General features: G+C 61.4%; 13 protein-coding genes. 8 read left to right on the forward strand and 5 right to left on the reverse strand.

The genetic code is table 11. The annotated features are described in order from the left end of the window. Positions 1-29: 29 nt before the first annotated feature. Together lysA and JY96_RS22950 are read right to left on the reverse strand one after the other, a co-directional pair. The gene (lysA, locus tag JY96_RS17095) at positions 30-1,301 is read right to left on the reverse strand and encodes a diaminopimelate decarboxylase (protein ID WP_035039337.1); all 1,272 of its coding nucleotides are present in this window, start codon (positions 1,299-1,301) and stop codon (positions 30-32) included. Beyond that, the gene (locus JY96_RS22950; RefSeq protein WP_081961356.1) at positions 1,298-1,522 is read right to left on the reverse strand and encodes a lipoprotein; all 225 of its coding nucleotides are present in this window, start codon (positions 1,520-1,522) and stop codon (positions 1,298-1,300) included. The genes lysA and JY96_RS22950 overlap by 4 nt, the downstream gene beginning before the upstream one ends. 23 nt (positions 1,523-1,545) lie before the next feature. Between JY96_RS22950 and cyaY the strand changes: the two genes are divergently transcribed. Next, complete coding sequence (cyaY, locus tag JY96_RS17100) at positions 1,546-1,902, forward strand: iron donor protein CyaY (protein ID WP_235333964.1); 357 nt, start codon at positions 1,546-1,548, stop codon at positions 1,900-1,902. 19 nt (positions 1,903-1,921) lie between these two features. On the opposite strand, the gene JY96_RS17105 is transcribed toward cyaY, so the two are convergent. Then, positions 1,922-4,324, reverse strand: a complete 2,403-nt coding sequence (locus JY96_RS17105) for a penicillin-binding protein 1A (protein ID WP_081961357.1) — start codon at positions 4,322-4,324, stop codon at positions 1,922-1,924. Between the two features lie 283 nt (positions 4,325-4,607). On the opposite strand from JY96_RS17105, the gene JY96_RS17110 reads away from it, so the two are divergent. The 7 genes from JY96_RS17110 to JY96_RS17145 all read left to right on the forward strand — a co-directional run bounded on the left by JY96_RS17110 (position 4,608) and on the right by JY96_RS17145 (position 12,705). Further along, positions 4,608-5,645, forward strand: coding sequence for a pilus assembly protein PilM (locus JY96_RS17110; RefSeq protein ID WP_369796168.1), 1,038 nt, complete (start codon positions 4,608-4,610; stop codon positions 5,643-5,645). Further along, positions 5,642-6,301, forward strand: a complete 660-nt coding sequence (locus JY96_RS17115) for a PilN domain-containing protein (RefSeq protein WP_035039339.1) — start codon at positions 5,642-5,644, stop codon at positions 6,299-6,301. The genes JY96_RS17110 and JY96_RS17115 overlap by 4 nt, the downstream gene beginning before the upstream one ends. 10 nt (positions 6,302-6,311) lie before the next feature. Continuing rightward, positions 6,312-7,013, forward strand: a complete 702-nt coding sequence (locus JY96_RS17120) for a type 4a pilus biogenesis protein PilO (RefSeq protein ID WP_035039342.1) — start codon at positions 6,312-6,314, stop codon at positions 7,011-7,013. After that, positions 7,013-7,546, forward strand: coding sequence for a pilus assembly protein PilP (locus JY96_RS17125; protein ID WP_052162976.1), 534 nt, complete (start codon positions 7,013-7,015; stop codon positions 7,544-7,546). Before JY96_RS17120 ends, JY96_RS17125 begins: the two co-directional genes overlap by 1 nt. Before the next feature lie 23 nt (positions 7,547-7,569). Further along, positions 7,570-9,744, forward strand: a complete 2,175-nt coding sequence (gene pilQ / locus JY96_RS17130; protein WP_235333965.1) for a type IV pilus secretin PilQ — start codon at positions 7,570-7,572, stop codon at positions 9,742-9,744. 325 nt (positions 9,745-10,069) lie between these two features. Beyond that, positions 10,070-12,115 carry an Ig-like domain-containing protein gene (locus JY96_RS17140; RefSeq protein ID WP_081961359.1) on the forward strand — a complete coding sequence of 682 codons (2,046 nt, stop codon included), beginning with the start codon at positions 10,070-10,072 and terminating at the stop codon, positions 12,113-12,115. A gap of 20 nt (positions 12,116-12,135) precedes the next feature. Then, positions 12,136-12,705, forward strand: coding sequence for a shikimate kinase (locus JY96_RS17145; RefSeq protein ID WP_035039353.1), 570 nt, complete (start codon positions 12,136-12,138; stop codon positions 12,703-12,705). Positions 12,706-12,759: 54 nt separating this feature from the next. Here the strand turns inward: JY96_RS17145 and galU are convergent, their stop codons facing one another. Continuing rightward, positions 12,760-13,629, reverse strand: a complete 870-nt coding sequence (galU, locus tag JY96_RS17150) for a UTP--glucose-1-phosphate uridylyltransferase GalU (RefSeq protein WP_035039355.1) — start codon at positions 13,627-13,629, stop codon at positions 12,760-12,762. Between the two features lie 115 nt (positions 13,630-13,744). Beyond that, positions 13,745-16,588 (reverse strand): valine--tRNA ligase, encoded by a 2,844-nt coding sequence (locus JY96_RS17155; protein ID WP_035039357.1) that lies wholly within the window; start codon positions 16,586-16,588, stop codon positions 13,745-13,747. Positions 16,589-16,712 lie beyond the last annotated feature (124 nt).

Genomic DNA, 16,712 nt, shown 5'->3' on the forward strand with positions numbered 1-16,712 from the left:
GGCCCGAGCAAATCGGCCCCGAGCCCTCATCAGGCAGGCAACAGCTTCTCCAGCTTGAACAAATCGGCCACGGCCTCACGTTCACGCACCACCCACACCTGATCCCCATCCACCATCAACTCGGCAGCACGGCCACGCGTGTTGTAGTTGCTGGCCATGGTCATGCCATAGGCCCCCGCTGACAGCACCGCCAGCACATCGCCGGCTTGCACGCTCAGCTGGCGGTCGCGACCCAACCAGTCGCCCGATTCGCAAACCGGGCCCACCACGTCCCAGGTCTGCGCAGCGTCGTCACGTTGTTGTGTGTTGACGATGCCCATGTAGGCTTCATACAGCGCGGGGCGCATCAGGTCGTTCATGGCCGCATCCACGATGCAGAAGTTCTTCTTCTCGCCGGGCTTGAGGTACATCACCTCGGTCAGCAGCACGCCGGCATTGCCCACCAGCGAGCGGCCAGGCTCGAACACCAGTTCTCGGTGCCCATGGCCACGTGCGTCGATCTTGGCCAGCAATTGCGCGATCAACTCGTCTGCGCCGGGTGGCGTTTCGTCTGTGTAGGTGATGCCCAGTCCACCGCCCAGGTCCAGATGGTGGATCCGCACGCCGCCGGCTTCGATGGCCTCGACCAGGTCCAGCACGCGGTCCAGCGCATCCAGGTACGGTGACACCTCGGTGATCTGCGAACCAATGTGGCAATCAATGCCCACCACCTCGATGCCGGGCAGGGCGGCTGCGCGCTTGTAGGTATTCACGGCCAGTTCGTGGGCGACGCCGAACTTGTTGCCCTTCAAGCCCGTCGAGATATAGGGGTGGGTGCCCGCATCGACATCGGGGTTGACGCGCAAACTGACGCGCGCGCGCTGACCCAGGCCCGCCGCCACTTCAGACAGCACTTCGAGTTCGGCCGTGCTCTCGACGTTGAAACAGCGCACGCCGGTTTCAATGGCCAGCTTCATTTCGGCGCGTGTCTTGCCCACGCCGGAGAACACCACCTTGCCGGCGTCACCACCGGCGGCCAGCACGCGCGCCAGTTCGCCTGCTGAGACGATGTCAAAACCGCAGCCCGCCTGTGCAAACGTCTGCAGCACGGCCAGGTTGGAGTTGGCCTTGACGGCATAACACACCAGGTGCTGGCGCCCCTTCAGGGCGCGTTGATAGGGCGCGAGTGCAGCCAGCATGGCCTTGCGCGAGTACACATACAACGGGCTGCCATGCTGACGAACCAGGTCCCGCAGGGAGATGTCGTCCATGTACAGGTCGGCCCCTTTGTAGGCCAGATAGGGAGAGCCGGGCAAGGTCATTTTGAAAGGCTGGGTGAAGGGGTTGAGGCGGCTTGGGTCGGGGCGGGCAGGTAGAGCGGGCCCTTCTGGCCGCAAGCGGTCAAAAAGGCGCAGACGGCGGCGCCAGCCACGCCCCGGGCGAGGGCCTTGCGCAACGAATTCGGGCCCATTGTCGGGGTGCAAGGCCCAGCAAGTCGCGCGGTCTTGGCGGTACTGCCTAGAATTTGGGGATCTTGAATCATGTTCTCATTCTAAGGAAGTCACCATGTCCATCCTTGACACCCCTTCGGGCTTGACCGATGCGCAGTACGACGCCGCCATCCAGGCCGCGCTGGCGCGCATTGAGCGTGCGGTGGACAAATGGCTGGAGGACGACGTCATCGACATCGACACGGCACGCTCTGGCGGCATGCTGACGCTGACGCTGCCCAATCGCAGCCAGTTGATCGTCAATGCGCAGCCACCCTTGCATGAACTGTGGCTGGCCGCCCGTCGCGGCGGTTTTCACTTCAAGCTCAACAGCGCGGGCCAGTGGCAGGATACGCGCAGTGGCGAGGAGTTCTTCGCCTTGCTGTCCAGCTGTGCCAGCGAGCAAGGCGGCAAGCCGGGGCTGGCATTCTGAGCGGGCGTTGAGCTGGGGCTTACTCTGGCTTGCCCCCAAACATGTTGAGGATGCCCTTTTTCTCTTCATCGGAGCTGGGGGCCGGGGCGCCGCCAGCAGGGGTGTCCGTGCTGTCCGGGCCCAGTTCCCTGACGCCGGTGCCCGATGTGTATTCCTCATAGAACCACTCGCCACCCACGTTGACCACACCCTCCGGCGCGGCGGGTTCCTCGATGGGGGCGTTGCGCAGGGCGGTGCTCATGAAGTCGATCCAGACGGGTAGTGACAGCCCGCCACCGGTTTCCCTGTCGCCGAGCTTGCGCGGCTGGTCGTGCCCGATCCACACTATCGCCACGTTGTGCATCGTGTAGCCCGCAAACCAGGCGTCCATCGAATCATTGGTGGTCCCGGTCTTGCCGTACAGGTCAGGGCGCTTGAGCATGGCCTGTGCCTTGGCCGCCGTGCCAGAGCGGGTGACCTCCTGGAGCAGGCTGCTCATGATGAAGGCATTGCGTGCATCAATGGCGCGCATGCTTTCGTTGAGCGGGCTGGGGCGATATTGCGCCAGCAGGTGCCCGCGGTTGTCGGTCACCTTGAGCACCAGCAGCGGGTTCACGCGGTAGCCCCCGTTGGCGAACACCGCGTAGGCGTCGGCCATCTGCAGAGGCGTGACCGAGCCGGCACCCAGCGCCATCGTCAGGTAGGCGGGGTGCTTGTCTGCCTCAAAGCCAAAGCGCGTGATCCAGTCCTGTGCATACTTGGCACCGATGGAGCGCAACACGCGGATCGAGATCATGTTCTTGGATTTCGCCAGGCCTCTTCGCAAGGTCATCGGGCCTTCGAATTTGCCGTCATAGTTTTTCGGCTCCCAGGCTTGCCCGCCCGTGGTGCCTGCATCGAAGAACAACGGTGCATCGTCGACAACGGTGGCGGGCGTGAACCCCTTTTCCAGCGCGGCCGAATAAATGAAGGGCTTGAAGCTGGAGCCCGGTTGGCGCCAGGCCTGGGTGACGTGGTTGAACTTGTTGCGGCCGAAGTCAAAGCCGCCCACCATGGCGTGAATCAGCCCGGTGCGAGGGTCCATGGAGACCAATGCGCCCTCGACCTCCGGCAACTGCTGCACGTACCACATGCCTTGCTTGTCCTGGTTGATGCGGACAATGGCGCCTCGCCTGATCTGCTGCTTGGGGTTGGCCTTGTCCGTCAGGGCGTTGCCCACGGCCTTCAGGCCATCCTGGGTGATCGTGACCTGCTCGCCGGATTGCAGGGCCACAACCAGCTTGCGAGGCTCGGCCTGCAGCACGACCGCCGCACGGATGTCTTCGCTGTCGGGGTGTTCTTCCAGCGCTTCTGCAATCCGTACATCCATCTGTTTGGGGTCGGCTGGCAGGTCGATGTAGGCCTCAGGGCCGCGCCATGGCTGGCGGCGATCGAAGTCCAGCAGGCCCTTGCGCAGCGCCTTGTAGGCTGCGGTCTGCTCTGTCATGTTGATGGATGTGTAGACGTTCAGGCCCCGTGTGTAGGCCTCGGCGCCGTATTGCTCATGCATCAGCAGTCGGGCTGCTTCGGCCGCATATTCCGCGTGGATGGGGATGGGGGCCTTGGTCCGGTAATGCAGCACCTCTGCTTTGGCGTCATCGCGCTGCTTGCTGGTGATGAAGCCGTTCTCGAACATCCGGTCAATGATGTATTGCTGGCGGATGGTGGCGCGCTTGGGGTTGCGGATCGGGTTGTAGGCGGAGGGGGCCTTGGGCAGGCCGGCGAGCATGGCGGCCTCGGCCACGGTGATGTCCTTGATGGGTTTGCCGAAATACGTGTCGCAGGCGGCCGCAAAACCGTAGGCTCGCTGGCCCAGGTAGATCTGGTTCATGTAGAGCTCCAGAATCTGATCCTTGCTCAACAGGCTTTCGATCTTCAGCGCCAGCAGCATCTCGTAGATCTTGCGGGTGAACGTCTTTTCCGTTGGCAGGTAGAAATTGCGAGCGACCTGCATGGTGATGGTGGATGCGCCCTGGCTGCGAGCTTCGCCGAAGTTGGCCAGGCCGGCGCGCAGGACGCCCACGTAATCAACGCCGCCGTGTTTGTAAAAACGGGCATCCTCAATCGCCAGAACCGCATCCCGCATGACACGGGGAATTTCTGAAATGGGCAGGAAATTGCGTTTTTCTTCGCCAAATTCCCCAATCAAAACCTGATCGGCCGAGAAAACTCTCAAAGGTATTTTGGGTTGATAGTCGGCCAAACCACGCACTTCGGGCAGATTGGGGTAGGCCACCGCCAGGCCGATGCCGGCAATCAAAACGCCGCTGAGCACGCCTGCCAGCCCCAGACCGGCCAGCACGGCAATCGGCTTGATCAGCCACTGGACCCACCAGGCCTGGGCGCGAGAGGGGGCCGCGCGGCCCGATCGAGGTTGCTTGTCGCTGGTGTTGGTATCGCTCATGAGGGCACGCGGAAGAAGGTTTGGCGATTATAGAAACCCCTGCGCCACCTCTCGTACACCAGCCTCAGCTAACCGTTTGATTGCGATTTGTTGGTTTTGCAACCGCTTGTAAGGCGTGTGCATCTCGCAACGAGGTTGGGATTTATCCTGCTTTCTCCCGTTTCATACACAAAAACTTTACTGATAGCATTCAAGCGGTTTATTAACTTTCCAGCGCCAGCCTTGGCGCATGGGGGACGGTGTGAGCTTTCTTGACACGCTCTTGGGCCGCAAGCATCCGCCAATGATCGGACTGGACATCAGTTCATCGAGCGTGAAGCTGGTCGAGCTGAGCCAGAGTGCATCTGGCGAATACATCCTGGATCGGTTTGCCTCCGAGCCCTTTGAGAAGGGCTGGATTGCGGATGGGCAGATCGAAAAGTTCGACGAAGTGGCCGAAGCGGTCCGCAAGGTGGTCAACAAGAGTGGCACGCGCACCAAGCACGCGGCCATGGCCATGCCTCAATCTGCGGTGATCACCAAGAAGATCATGCTGCCCGCAGGCTTGCGTGAGGAAGAAATGGAAATGCAGGTGGAGGCCGAGGCCAACCAGTACATTCCCTTCTCCCTGGACGAGGTCAGCCTGGATTTCTGCGTGGTGGGCCCGAGCCCGACCTCGGCGGGTGATGTCGAAGTGCTGATTGCCGCGTCCCGCAAGGACCGTGTCCAGGATCGCCAAGGCCTGGCTGAAGCCGCCGGCCTGAAACCTGCCATTCTGGACATCGAGTCTTATGCCTCGCGTCTGGCCATGCAGCGCCTCATCGCCGCCTTGCCGGGTGAAGGCAAGGATGCGCTGGTGGCGCTGTTCGAGATCGGTGCCGAGAACACCAGCCTCAAGGTGCTGCGTGATGACGAGTTGCTGTATGACCGCGATCAGGCTTTCGGTGGCGCCCAGCTTTCGCAGCTGATTTCGCGCCAATACGGGTTCTCTTTTGAAGAGGCCGAGCAGAAGAAGCTGTCGGGCGATCTGCCCGAGGACTTCCAGAGCACGATCCTGGGGCCCTTCGTTGACAGCCTCTCTCAGGAAATCGGCCGTGCACTGCAGTACTTCTTCACCAGCACACCGCATCACAAGGTGCACTACGTGATGCTGGCCGGTGGCACGGCAACCTTGCCTGGCCTGAAAGACCGGGTGACGGAGTTGACCGGGTTTGCTTCCATGGTCGTCAACCCCTTCGAGGGCATGAAATTGGGTTCGGCGGTGCGTGAAAGCAAGCTGCGGCGTGAAGCGCCCGCTTACCTCACCGCATGTGGCCTGGCCATGCGGAGGTTCCTCGCATGATTTTGATCAACCTGTTGCCTCATCGCGAGGAAAAGCGGAAGCTGCGCAAGCAGGCTTTCTTTGTCGGGCTGGGCCTGTCTGTTGTGGCGGGCGCCGTGATCGTGGCGCTCTGGTACGCCGTGCAACTGCGCATGATGGCCACGCAACAATCCCGCAACGAGATCCTGACCTCTGCCATCCACAAGCTGGACGACGAGATCAAGGACGTGTCCGCGCTGAAGGCGGAAATCGATTCGCTGAAAGCGCGCCAGCGTGCTGTGGAAGACCTGCAGACCGACCGCAACATGCCTGTTTACCTGCTCAATGAGCTGGTGGCCCAGACGCCTGAAGGCATCTACCTGACGTCCATTCACCAGAATGGCCAGAGCGTGACGGTGGCCGGTCTGGCGCAGACCAACGAACGGGTGTCGGAGTTCCTGCGCAACACCAATTCGCGCTCGAAATGGCTGGAGCACCCTGAACTGGTGGAAATCAAGGCTGCCACGCCAGGGAAAGACGGGCGAGACAGCAAGCGGCTGTTTGATTTCTCCATGCGCGTCAGCCTGAAGCGCCCTGGCGAAGTCTCCACGGCGGCCAGCGGTGCATCCGCACCTGCGGGCGCGGCTTCCGGGGTCAAGGCCTCACAACCTGCCGCGTCTGCTGCGGTGAAGTCCTGAGGTTGAAGCCATGGCAAATCCCAATCTGAACATTGATCTGAACGCCTGGTTCGAGAACGCCCAGGCGCAGTTCCGCGGGCTCAACCCCAACGAGCCCGGCCAATGGCCCATCCTGCCCAAACTGCTGAGCTTCCTGGCGACCGGTGTCGCCATCGTGGGGCTTGGCTGGTTCGGCATGCTGTCGTCGCAAAGTGACGAGTTGCAAGCCGAGCGCGACAAGGAGCCCAGGCTCAAGGAAGAGTACCGTTCGAAGGTGGCACAGGCTGTGAACCTGGGTGAGTTGCGCAAACAGCGCATCCAGGTGGAAGAGTACGTCAAGCAGCTCGAAAAGCAGTTGCCCGGCAAAGCCGAGATGGATGCGCTGCTGTCTGACATCAACCAGGCTGGCCTTGGTCGTGGTCTGGAGTTCGATCTGTTCCGCCCCGGCCAGGTGTCCGTCAAGGATTACTACGCCGAGTTGCCGATTTCGATCCGTGTCTCGGGCCGTTATCACGACATCGGCGCCTTTACGGCAGACATCGCCAACCTCTCGCGTATCGTGACGCTGCACAACCTGGTCATTGCTGCCGTCAACGCGAAGGAAAGCAAGGACAACACGGGCGGCAACCTCTATATGGAGGCCACGGCACGCACCTACCGTTATCTGGACCCGGCTGAGCTTGATGCCATTCGTGCCGAAAAGGCCAAGCAGAAGAAGGGGGAGAAGAAGTGATGACCCGCCCCCACAATTGGCTGATGGCCTCTGTCGCCGTGCTCGCCTTGAGCGCTTGCACGGGTGAGCAGGAAGAGCTGCAGGCCTGGATGGATCAGCAGCGACACGAGGTGCAGCCTAGCGTGCAGCCCTTGTCGCCCCCTCAAAAATTCAACCCGCAGGCCTATGCCGGTATGGATGGCGTCGAGCCGTTCAGCACGCAGAAGCTGACAGGCGCACTCAAGCAAGAGGCCGCCCAGCCCAATTCGGCCGTGGCTGCCGAGTTGAGCCGGCGCAAGGAGCCGCTGGAGGCCTTCCCGCTGGACAGCATGTCCATGGTGGGCAGCGTCAATCGCAAGGGCGTGCCGTACGCCTTGCTCAAGGTCGACAACCTGCTCTATCAGGTGAAGGTTGGCGAGTACCTTGGTCAGAACTACGGAAAGATCATGAAGATCACCGAGACCGAAATCACCTTGCGTGAGATTGTGCAGGACGCCGCAGGCGAATGGATCGAGCGGCCCACCACACTGCAGTTGCAGGAGGGCAGCCGATGAAAACGAATCTGGAGATGATGACTATGAAACCGTGGCGTGTTGCATTGGCCGGGCTGACCTTGACCCTGGTTTCGCCGCTGACCTGGGCGGCTGCGGCGATCCAGGCGATCACGAGCAGCCAGCAGGCGGGCTCGGATGTGGTTCGCATTGAAATGTCCGAGCCGCTAGCCTCTTTGCCGGCTGGCTTCGTCATTCAGGTGCCACCGCGTATCGCGATCGACCTGCCAGGTGTCACCAGCGCCATGTCGCGCAACTCGGTGGAAGTCAACCAGGGCAATGTGCGCTCGGTCAATGTGGTGCAAGCCGGTGAGCGGACTCGCCTGGTGCTGAACCTGCGCCAGTCCACCACCTACCGCGCGCAACTGCAAGGCAACACGCTGATGCTGATCCTGGACTCCGGGTCCAATCCGCCACAAGCTGTTGCCGCCGCAACGCCTCCGGCCGCGGCGAAGACTGCAGCCAAGCCCGAAGACACCGTGCGGTTTGCTGAAAACAAGAACGTCAACCCGCTGGCGCTCAAGGACATCGACTTCCGTCGTGGTCAGGATGGGGCGGGTCGTGTTGTGGTCGAGTTGCCCAACAACCAGGTTGGCGTGGACATCAAGCAGCAGGGCCAGAGCCTGGTGGTGGAGTTTGCCCGGGCAACCTTGCCCGAACGCTTGCGTCGTCGGTTTGATGTGACTGATTTTGGTACGCCCGTGCAAGCGGTGTCGGCCAGCCAGATCGGCGATCGTGTCAAGCTGGTGGTGGACCCGCGCGGTGACTGGGAGCACTCCGCTTACCAGAGCGACAATCAGTTCGTGCTGGAAGTGCGCCCCCGCAAGGTTGACCCCAACAAGCTGACCCAAGGCCCCGGTTATTCGGGTGAAAAGTTGTCGCTGAACTTCCAGAACATCGAAGTGCGCGCCTTGCTGCAGGTGATCGCTGACTTCACCAACTTCAACGTGGTGACCAGCGATACCGTGACCGGTAACGTGACTTTGCGCTTGAAGGACGTGCCCTGGGATCAGGCGCTGGACATCATCATGCAGGCCAAGGGGCTGGGCGTGCGCAAGTCCGGCAACGTGCTGTGGATTGCGCCCAAGGACGAAATCAACGCCAAGGAAAAGATCGATCTGGAAGCCAAGGCCCAGGTGGCTGCGCTGGAGCCTTTGCGCACCCAGTCCTTCCAGTTGAACTACACGAAGGCTGAAGAAATCGCCAAGGGTTTGACCGGCACGAGCACAGGCTCCAGTGGCGGCGGTACCGCCACGCGGATCCTGTCTCCACGCGGCAGCGTGATTTTCGAGACCCGTACGAACCAGCTGTTCGTCAATGACATCCCTTCCAAGCTGGAAGAGATCCAGGCGATGATCACCAAGATCGACATCCCTGTGCGTCAGGTGTTGATCGAGGCACGTATCGTGGAAGCCAACGATACGTTCGGTCGGTCCCTGGGGGTTCGCCTTGGTGCACTCGACATGCGTGGTCTTCAGGGCAGCACGCCTGGCTCGGCAATAGGCGGCAGTGGTGGACGTATTGCTGTGACCGGTACCTACCAAGGTGTGGGTGAGCAGACCTTGCAGGCTGCAGCTACTTCGGGCAGTTACACGCCCAACACCTATTTCGTGAACTTGCCGAGTACGGGCTTCAATGGCTACAGTGCCTCCTCGGTGGCGTTGTCGCTGTTTGGTGCCAGTGCCAATCGATTCCTGAACCTGGAGCTGTCTGCGCTCGAATCTGACGGCAAGGGCAAGATCGTATCCAGCCCGCGCGTGATCACGGCGGACCAGGTCAAGGCCTTGATCGAACAAGGTACGGAGCTGCCTTACCAGGTGGCCACATCCAGCGGCGCTACTGCACTGGCCTTCCGTAAGGCCAACCTCAAACTGGAGGTGACGCCTCAGATCACGCCTGAAGGCAACGTCATTCTGGATGTGGATGTGAACAAGGACAGCGTCGGTCAGGTGACGAACGCGGGCTATGCCATCGACACCAAGCACGTGCAGACCCAGGTACTGGTGGAGAACGGGGGCACGGTCGTGATCGGCGGTATCTTCCTGCAAAGCGAAAACAGCACCGATACCAAAGTCCCGTTCCTGGGCGACTTGCCTATCCTGGGACATCTGTTCAAGTCCAATACACGAAGTGCAGCGCGTTCGGAACTGCTGATCTTCTTGACACCCAAGGTGGTGACGGAAAAGGCAGCATTGCGATAAGAAGGGGAGGGGCTTCGCCCTTTCGCTTGTGGCACCCACTCGGAAATGAGTGGGCGTCGTCAAATAGAAAAAGGGGCCGGCAAAACCGGTCCCTTTTTTTGTGCCCAGGCTTTTCCTTTCAGGCGCTGTCCACCTTCGCATGGTGGTAGCAATTCGCTAAAAGGCTCATTAATCGACAGATCGCGCCCAGCACCTGGGTTCTAGCATCACCTTCAACCTCGACAAGAGGTGCCCACTTTGCGCCTGACAGCGCAGTGGATCGAACCGACGCGTTTGCCAGCTTGCCTGGCTTGCGTATCCAAATCGAAAGTGACGGGTGAATGTTATGAACTGGAAGAACCTGGTGCTGTGGGCCGCGACGACCGCGCTCGTGGCCGCGTGTGGTGGAGGCGGCAGCTCAAGCTCTCCAGCGTATAACGTGTCAAACAACGCTGCGTTCGGCAATGGTTCAAGCGGTGGCAGCAGTGGGAGTACAACTGGCTCCTCGGATGTGTCTTCGAACGTGTCGGGCACGGTGGTGTTGTCATTGACCAATAGCACCATCAGCGCGTCACAACCTGCAACGGTGATTGCCGTTGTCAAGGATGCTGCCGGGCTTCCAATTGCAGGAGCGCTGGTTCAGTTCGCGCTGACCGGCTCCAGCGCGTCGACGTTGGCCACCTTGTCACCAGCGTCGGCCATCACCGATGCGAACGGGCAGGCCGCCACGACGCTCACACCAGCTGTTGGTGCAACCAGCGGTGCGACCTATGTGAGCGCAACCGCTGACACGAGCTCGGGTTCGTTGACCGCTAAGAAAGCGTTTTCTATCAGTGCGACGAATGTGACCTTGAGCTCCGTGGTGCTTTCGCCTTCGTCCATCAGTGGCTACAACACGGCACTGATCAACATCACGGTTGCTGGAGCCAGCAGCACATCGCCGGTGACGGTCAATGTGTCGTCTACCTGCGCATCTGGGGGTAAGGCCAGCATTTCGCCTTCTTCGTTGACGATGACAGGCACCAGTGGTTCGGTGACTTATCAAGACAAGGGCTGCGGCTCGGTGAGTGGCGGCGCCAGCGCGACGGACCGCATCAATGTGCAGATTGTTGGCACAACGGAGCAGCGTTCCGCGGACTTGACCGTGGGCGCGCCGTCAACACAAGGCATCCAGTTCGTGTCTGTTGACAACCCCACGATTTGCCAGAAGGGCACGGGTTGCCCCAGCGTGGCGAACGTGGTGTTCAAGACGGTAGATCAAACTGGCGCCGCGCAACAGGGCGTTCAGGTTGACTTCAGCCTGGACAACACCGCTGCCACATTGGGCTCCACGTTTGGCGTGACTGCTGCCGATGGGACGGTGTCTGTGGCCGTTGCGGCCAAAAACACGCCATCGCCGGTGCGCGTGATTGCCAAGGTGCATGGCACGACTTTGCAGACCGTTTCCAATCAACTGACCGTATCAGGTGGGTTGCCCATGGCAGGTCTTAGCGATAGTCACACGGGCATTTCCTTTGCGGCGGAGAAATATGCCCTGGACTATAGCTATGACGGCGACAGCGCCGACTTGACTCTGCGACTGACCGATCGATATGGTGCACCAGCAACGGATGGCACCGTGGTCAATCTTGTGTCCGACGGCGGTACGGTCGTGCCGGCCTATTGCGTGACGAAGGATGGGGCAGGCGCGTGCGCGGTCAAGCTGGTGGTCTCCAACCCTCGGCCTGTCAACGGGCGAGTGCACGTGGTGGCTTATGCCAATGGGCAGGAGTACTTTGTCGATGCCAACGGCAATGGTGTGCACGACTCAAACGAGGCTTACGATGACACGCCGGCTGCAGTTTGTCTGGACAAGGATGAGAACGGTGCGTGCAGCTCAACCGAGTTTCTGGTGGGGGATATCAATGCGCCGGATGTCGGCAATGGCGTCTGGGATGATGGTGGCTCGGCGTTTGCTCGCATGCAGAGGACTTTCTTCTTTTCCAGCACGACGACGTCTCCGCGCTTGTATCAGGTTAATGGCAGTGGCGCATGCACCAATACGTTGGTGAACGATGCCTACATGTCCATCACCATGGGTGGGCAAAGCAGCGCGTCGCTGCAATTCTGTGTCAGAGATGGCAATGCGAATGCGGATGCCTATGGTGGCAACCCCTTGCCCAGTGGCGTGGCGATTACTTCTGCCGCCAACATGGCAAACGCCAGCGTGAACATCGTGGACGCGAGCATTCCCAGCGGAGTGAATGGGCCGACCCTGCACACCCTGACGGTCCAGAATACCTCGACGGCGTCGCCTCAACCTGCACTGGCAAGCGGGTTGGCCACAATCACCTTTATGATGCCGCACACCGGTTCTATCACCATCACCCAGAAGGTACACATTTCCCCGTGACGGCATCGTTGAATCCGCCATTGATCGTTTCTCTTGTAGGCCTCCCTGGCGGCGGTAAATCCACCGTCGGGCGGCAGTTGGCGAAGCGCATCGGAGCGCGATTTATCGACTCCGATGCGGTTCTTGAAGAACGGATCGGCATGCCGATCCGTCAGTTTTTTGAGCAGTTCGGAGAGGTCGCCTTCCGTGATCGCGAAGAGGCCGTGATCGATGAGCTCACGGCTGGCGCTCAGGATGCCGATGCGCCCGCTCTGGTGCTTGCCACTGGCGGCGGCGCGCTCTTGCGGCCAGCCAACCGCGAGCGGCTGCGTGACCGAACCACAGTGGTGTACCTGCGTTCAACGCCTGAGGAGCTGTATCGGCGCCTTCGGCACGATACCCAGCGCCCTTTGCTGCAGGTGGCGGACCCGCTCGCCAAGTTGCGAGAACTGTTCGAGCAGCGTCACCCGCTGTATGAGCAGACTGCGCACTACTGTGTGGACACTGGCCGCCCATCCGTGGCGACGCTGGTCAACATGATCATGATGCAGCTCGAGGTGGCAGGGCTCTTGCCTGTTCAGAACGCACAAAACGCACAAAAGGGGCCTTGAGCCCCTTTTTTGTTTTGCGTCCGCTGGTGGTGGGCGCTCTTGCGCCGAGCCCATTCAATCCAGCTTGAGCTGCTTGAGGTAGCTGCGGAACCAGTCGCCCACCTGATGGTGCTTGAGCGCCAGTTCGACGTTGGCCTCCAGGAAGCCTTCCTTGCTGCCGCAGTCATAGCGCTTGCCTTCGTATTGGTAAGCGAAGACTTTCTCCAGGTTGAGCAGACCGGCGATGCCGTCTGTCAGCTGGATTTCGTTGCCCACGCCGCGAGGCTGCGAGCGGATCTGTTCAAACACGGCAGGCGTCAGGATGTAGCGGCCGGCCACGCCAAGTCGCGATGGTGCGGCCTCTGGTGCGGGTTTTTCAACGATCTTGGAGATGGCCATCACACGCTCGGATACGGGCGTGCCCGCCACGATGCCGTAACGCTTGGTGTGCTCTGCTGGCACTTCCTGAACGGCCAGGATGGAGCCTTGCAGTTCATCGAACTGCGCCACCATCTGTTTGAGGATGGGGGTGGTGCCCACCATCAGGTCGTCGGCCAGCAGCACAGCAAAGGGCTCACCACGCACCAGGCGCTCGCCGCACAGCACGGCATGGCCCAGGCCCAGGCTCTTGGGCTGGCGCACGAACACGCATTCCATGTCGGCCGGCTTGATGGACTGCACCGTCTTGAGCAGGTCCATCTTGCCGGCGTGTTCCAGCTCGTACTCCAGCTCGAAGGCGGTGTCAAAGTGGTCCTCGATGGGGCGCTTGTGGCGGCCCGTGACGAAGATCATTTCGCGGATGCCCGCATCGTAGGCTTCTTCAACGGCGTACTGGATCAGCGGTTTGTCCACCACCGGCAGCATCTCTTTCGGCTGGGCCTTGGTGGCGGGCAGAAACCGGGTACCGAGGCCGGCGACGGGAAAGATGGCCTTCGTGATGGACATGCATAGCTCCTGACAGATTGGCCGGGATTGTGTCACCGGCGTGAAGATGCGGTGTAAGCAGACGTCCCTACCTTGTGGGGGGGACGCCTCATTCGCGGGGGGCAAAAGCGGGCGTTTATCCCAGTCGCTGGAACTGGGTCTTGACGCGTTCAAGCGTGGCTGTGAATTCCGTCACACGTTGCTTTTCCTGCTCCACCACCGCAGCCGGGGCGCGTGCGACGAAGCTCTCGTTGCCCAGTTTGGCGTTGGCCTTGGTGATTTCGCCTTCGAGGCGAGTGATCTCCTTGGCCAGGCGCGCCTTCTCGGCTTCGACGTCGATCTCGACGTGTAGCGCCAGACGGGCGTCCCCCTGCACGGCAACCGGTGCCATGGCCGTGGCCTCGGCAAAGGCGGCTTCGTCCAGCACCTTGACTTCGCTGAGCTTGCCCAGGGCCTTCAGGATGGGGGCCGCCTGCGTGATGAAGGCCGCGTCACCGGTGGTCAGCATGGGCACGCGCTCGGCAGGCGACAGGTTCATTTCGCCGCGCAGGTTGCGGGCGGTGCCGACCAAGGCCTTGAGCTTGCCCATCCAGGCGTCGGACTCGGCGCACACGCGGCTCAGATCCGGCACAGGGTAGGGCGCCAGCACAATGGAGTCGTCCGCGTCGGCTTGCTTGCGGCCGGCCACAGGCGCCACCACTTGCCACAGCTCTTCGGTGATGAAAGGCGTGATGGGGTGCAGCAGGCGCAGCACGGTTTCGAGCACGCGGATCAGGGTGCGGCGCGTGCCGCGTTGTTGCGCTTCGTTGCCGGTGTCCTTGGCCACGTTGAGCTGCGTCTTGGCGATCTCGATGTACCAGTCGCAGTATTCGTCCCAGACGAACTGGTAGATGGCGTTGGCGACGTTGTCGAGGCGGAACTCCTTGAAGCCTTGCTCTACTGCTGCTTCCACACGTTGCAGCTCGCTGACGATCCAGCGGTCAGCGGGGCTGAAGTCCAGGTAGCCGTTGGCGGCGCATTGGCCGGGCTCGTGCTTGACGATGCCGCAGTCCTGGCCTTCGCAGTTCATCAGCACGAACTTGGTGGCGTTCCAGAGCTTGTTGCAGAAGTTGCGGTAGCCCTCGCAGCGCTTGCTGTCGAAGTTGATGCTGCGACCCAGGCTGGCCAGTGCCGCGAAGGTGAAGCGCAAGGCGTCGGCGCCGTAGCCGGGGATGCCTTCCGGGAACTCCTTCTCGGTGTTCTTGCGGACCTTGGGCGCAGTCTCGGGCTTGCGCAGGCCGGTGGTGCGCTTCTCCAGCAGCGGGGCGAGCTCGATCCCGTCGATCAGGTCAACCGGGTCCAGCACATTGCCTTCGGACTTGGACATCTTCTGGCCTTGCGCATCGCGCACCAGACCGTGGATGTAGACATGCTTGAACGGCACCTTGCCCGTGAAGTGCTTGGTCATCATGATCATCCGGGCCACCCAGAAGAAGATGATGTCGTAGCCGGTCACCAGCACCGACGAGGGCAGGAAGAGGTCCAGCTCCTTGGTCTGCTCGGGCCAGCCCAGGGTGGAGAAGGGCACCAGGGCGGACGAGTACCAAGTGTCCAGCACATCCTCGTCGCGGGTCAGCGTGCCTTCGTAGCCGGCGGCCTTGGCGCGCACATGCGCTTCTTCCTCATTGCGAGCCACGAAGATCTCACCGTTGCTGCCATACCAGGCCGGGATCTGATGACCCCACCACAGCTGGCGGCTGATGCACCAGTCCTGGATGTTCTTCATCCACTGGTTGTAGGTGTTGACCCAGTTCTCGGGCACGAACTTGACCTCGCCGGACTCCACCGCCTCGATGGCTTGCTCGGCAATCGACTTGCCTTGCGCACCGGGCTTGGTCATGGCCACGAACCATTGGTCCGTCAGCATGGGCTCGATGATCTGGCCGGTACGGGCGCAGCGCGGCACCATCAACTTGTGCTTCTTGACCTCGACCAGCAGGCCTTCGGCTTCGAGTTGCGCGACCAGGGCCTTGCGGGCCACAAAGCGGTCCAGGCCACGGTAGGCCTCGGGGATCTCTTCGAGGTGCGACACCACCTGCGCGTCCAGCGTGAAGATGGTGATCATCGGCAGGCTGTGGCGCTGGCCGACCTGGTAGTCGTTCGTGTCGTGGGCCGGGGTGACCTTGACGACGCCGGTGCCGAAGTCCTTGTCCACGTGTTCGTCGGCGATCACGGGCACGAGGCGGCCGGTGATGGGCAGCTTGACCAGTTTGCCGATCAGGTGGGTGTAGCGCTCGTCTTCTGGGTGGACCATGACGGCGGTGTCGCCCAGCATGGTTTCAGGGCGGGTTGTGGCCACGACCAGGGTCTCATCGCTGCCATCAATGGGATAGCGGATGTGCCACATCGAGCCGTCTTCTTCCTCGCTTTCGACTTCGAGGTCGGACACGGCGGACTTGAGGATCGGGTCCCAGCTCACCAGGCGTTTGCCGCGGTAGATCAGGCCTTCTTCGTACAGCTTGACGAAGGTGTCGCTCACGACCTTGGACAGCTTGTCGTCCATGGTGAAGTACTCGTGCTCCCAGGACACCGAGTCACCCATGCGGCGCATCTGCTGCGTGATGGTGGTGCCGCTTTGCTCCTTCCACTCCCAGATCTTGGCGACAAAGTTCTTGCGGCCCAGGTCGTGGCGGTTCTGGCCCTTTTCCTGCAACTGGCGCTCCACCACGATCTGGGTGGCGATGCCGGCGTGGTCGGTGCCGGGGATCCACAGGGTGTTGTGGCCGAGCATGCGGTGGTAGCGCGTCAACGAGTCCATGATGGTCTGGTTGAAGGCGTGGCCCATGTGCAGGGTGCCGGTCACATTGGGGGGCGGCAGCTGGATGCAGAAGGACGGCTTGCTGGCGTCCAGGGTGGGCTTGTACAGACCGCGCTGCTCCCACTGGGGGCCGTATTGGGCTTCAATCGGGGCGGGGTCGAAAGATTTGGCGAGTTCGGTCATGGTGTTGGGAGGCTGGTCTGCGCCCGAAGCGGGCGCTTTCTCTGGGCCAAACCGCGATTTTAGGTCGGCTGAGCGGCTTCGCGAGGCTTTCTGGCCTGGCAGGCTTTCATGTCATGGATCAAAA

It is taken from the genome of Aquabacterium sp. NJ1, from assembly GCF_000768065.1.
Classification (GTDB): Bacteria; Pseudomonadota; Gammaproteobacteria; order Burkholderiales; family Burkholderiaceae_C; genus Aquabacterium.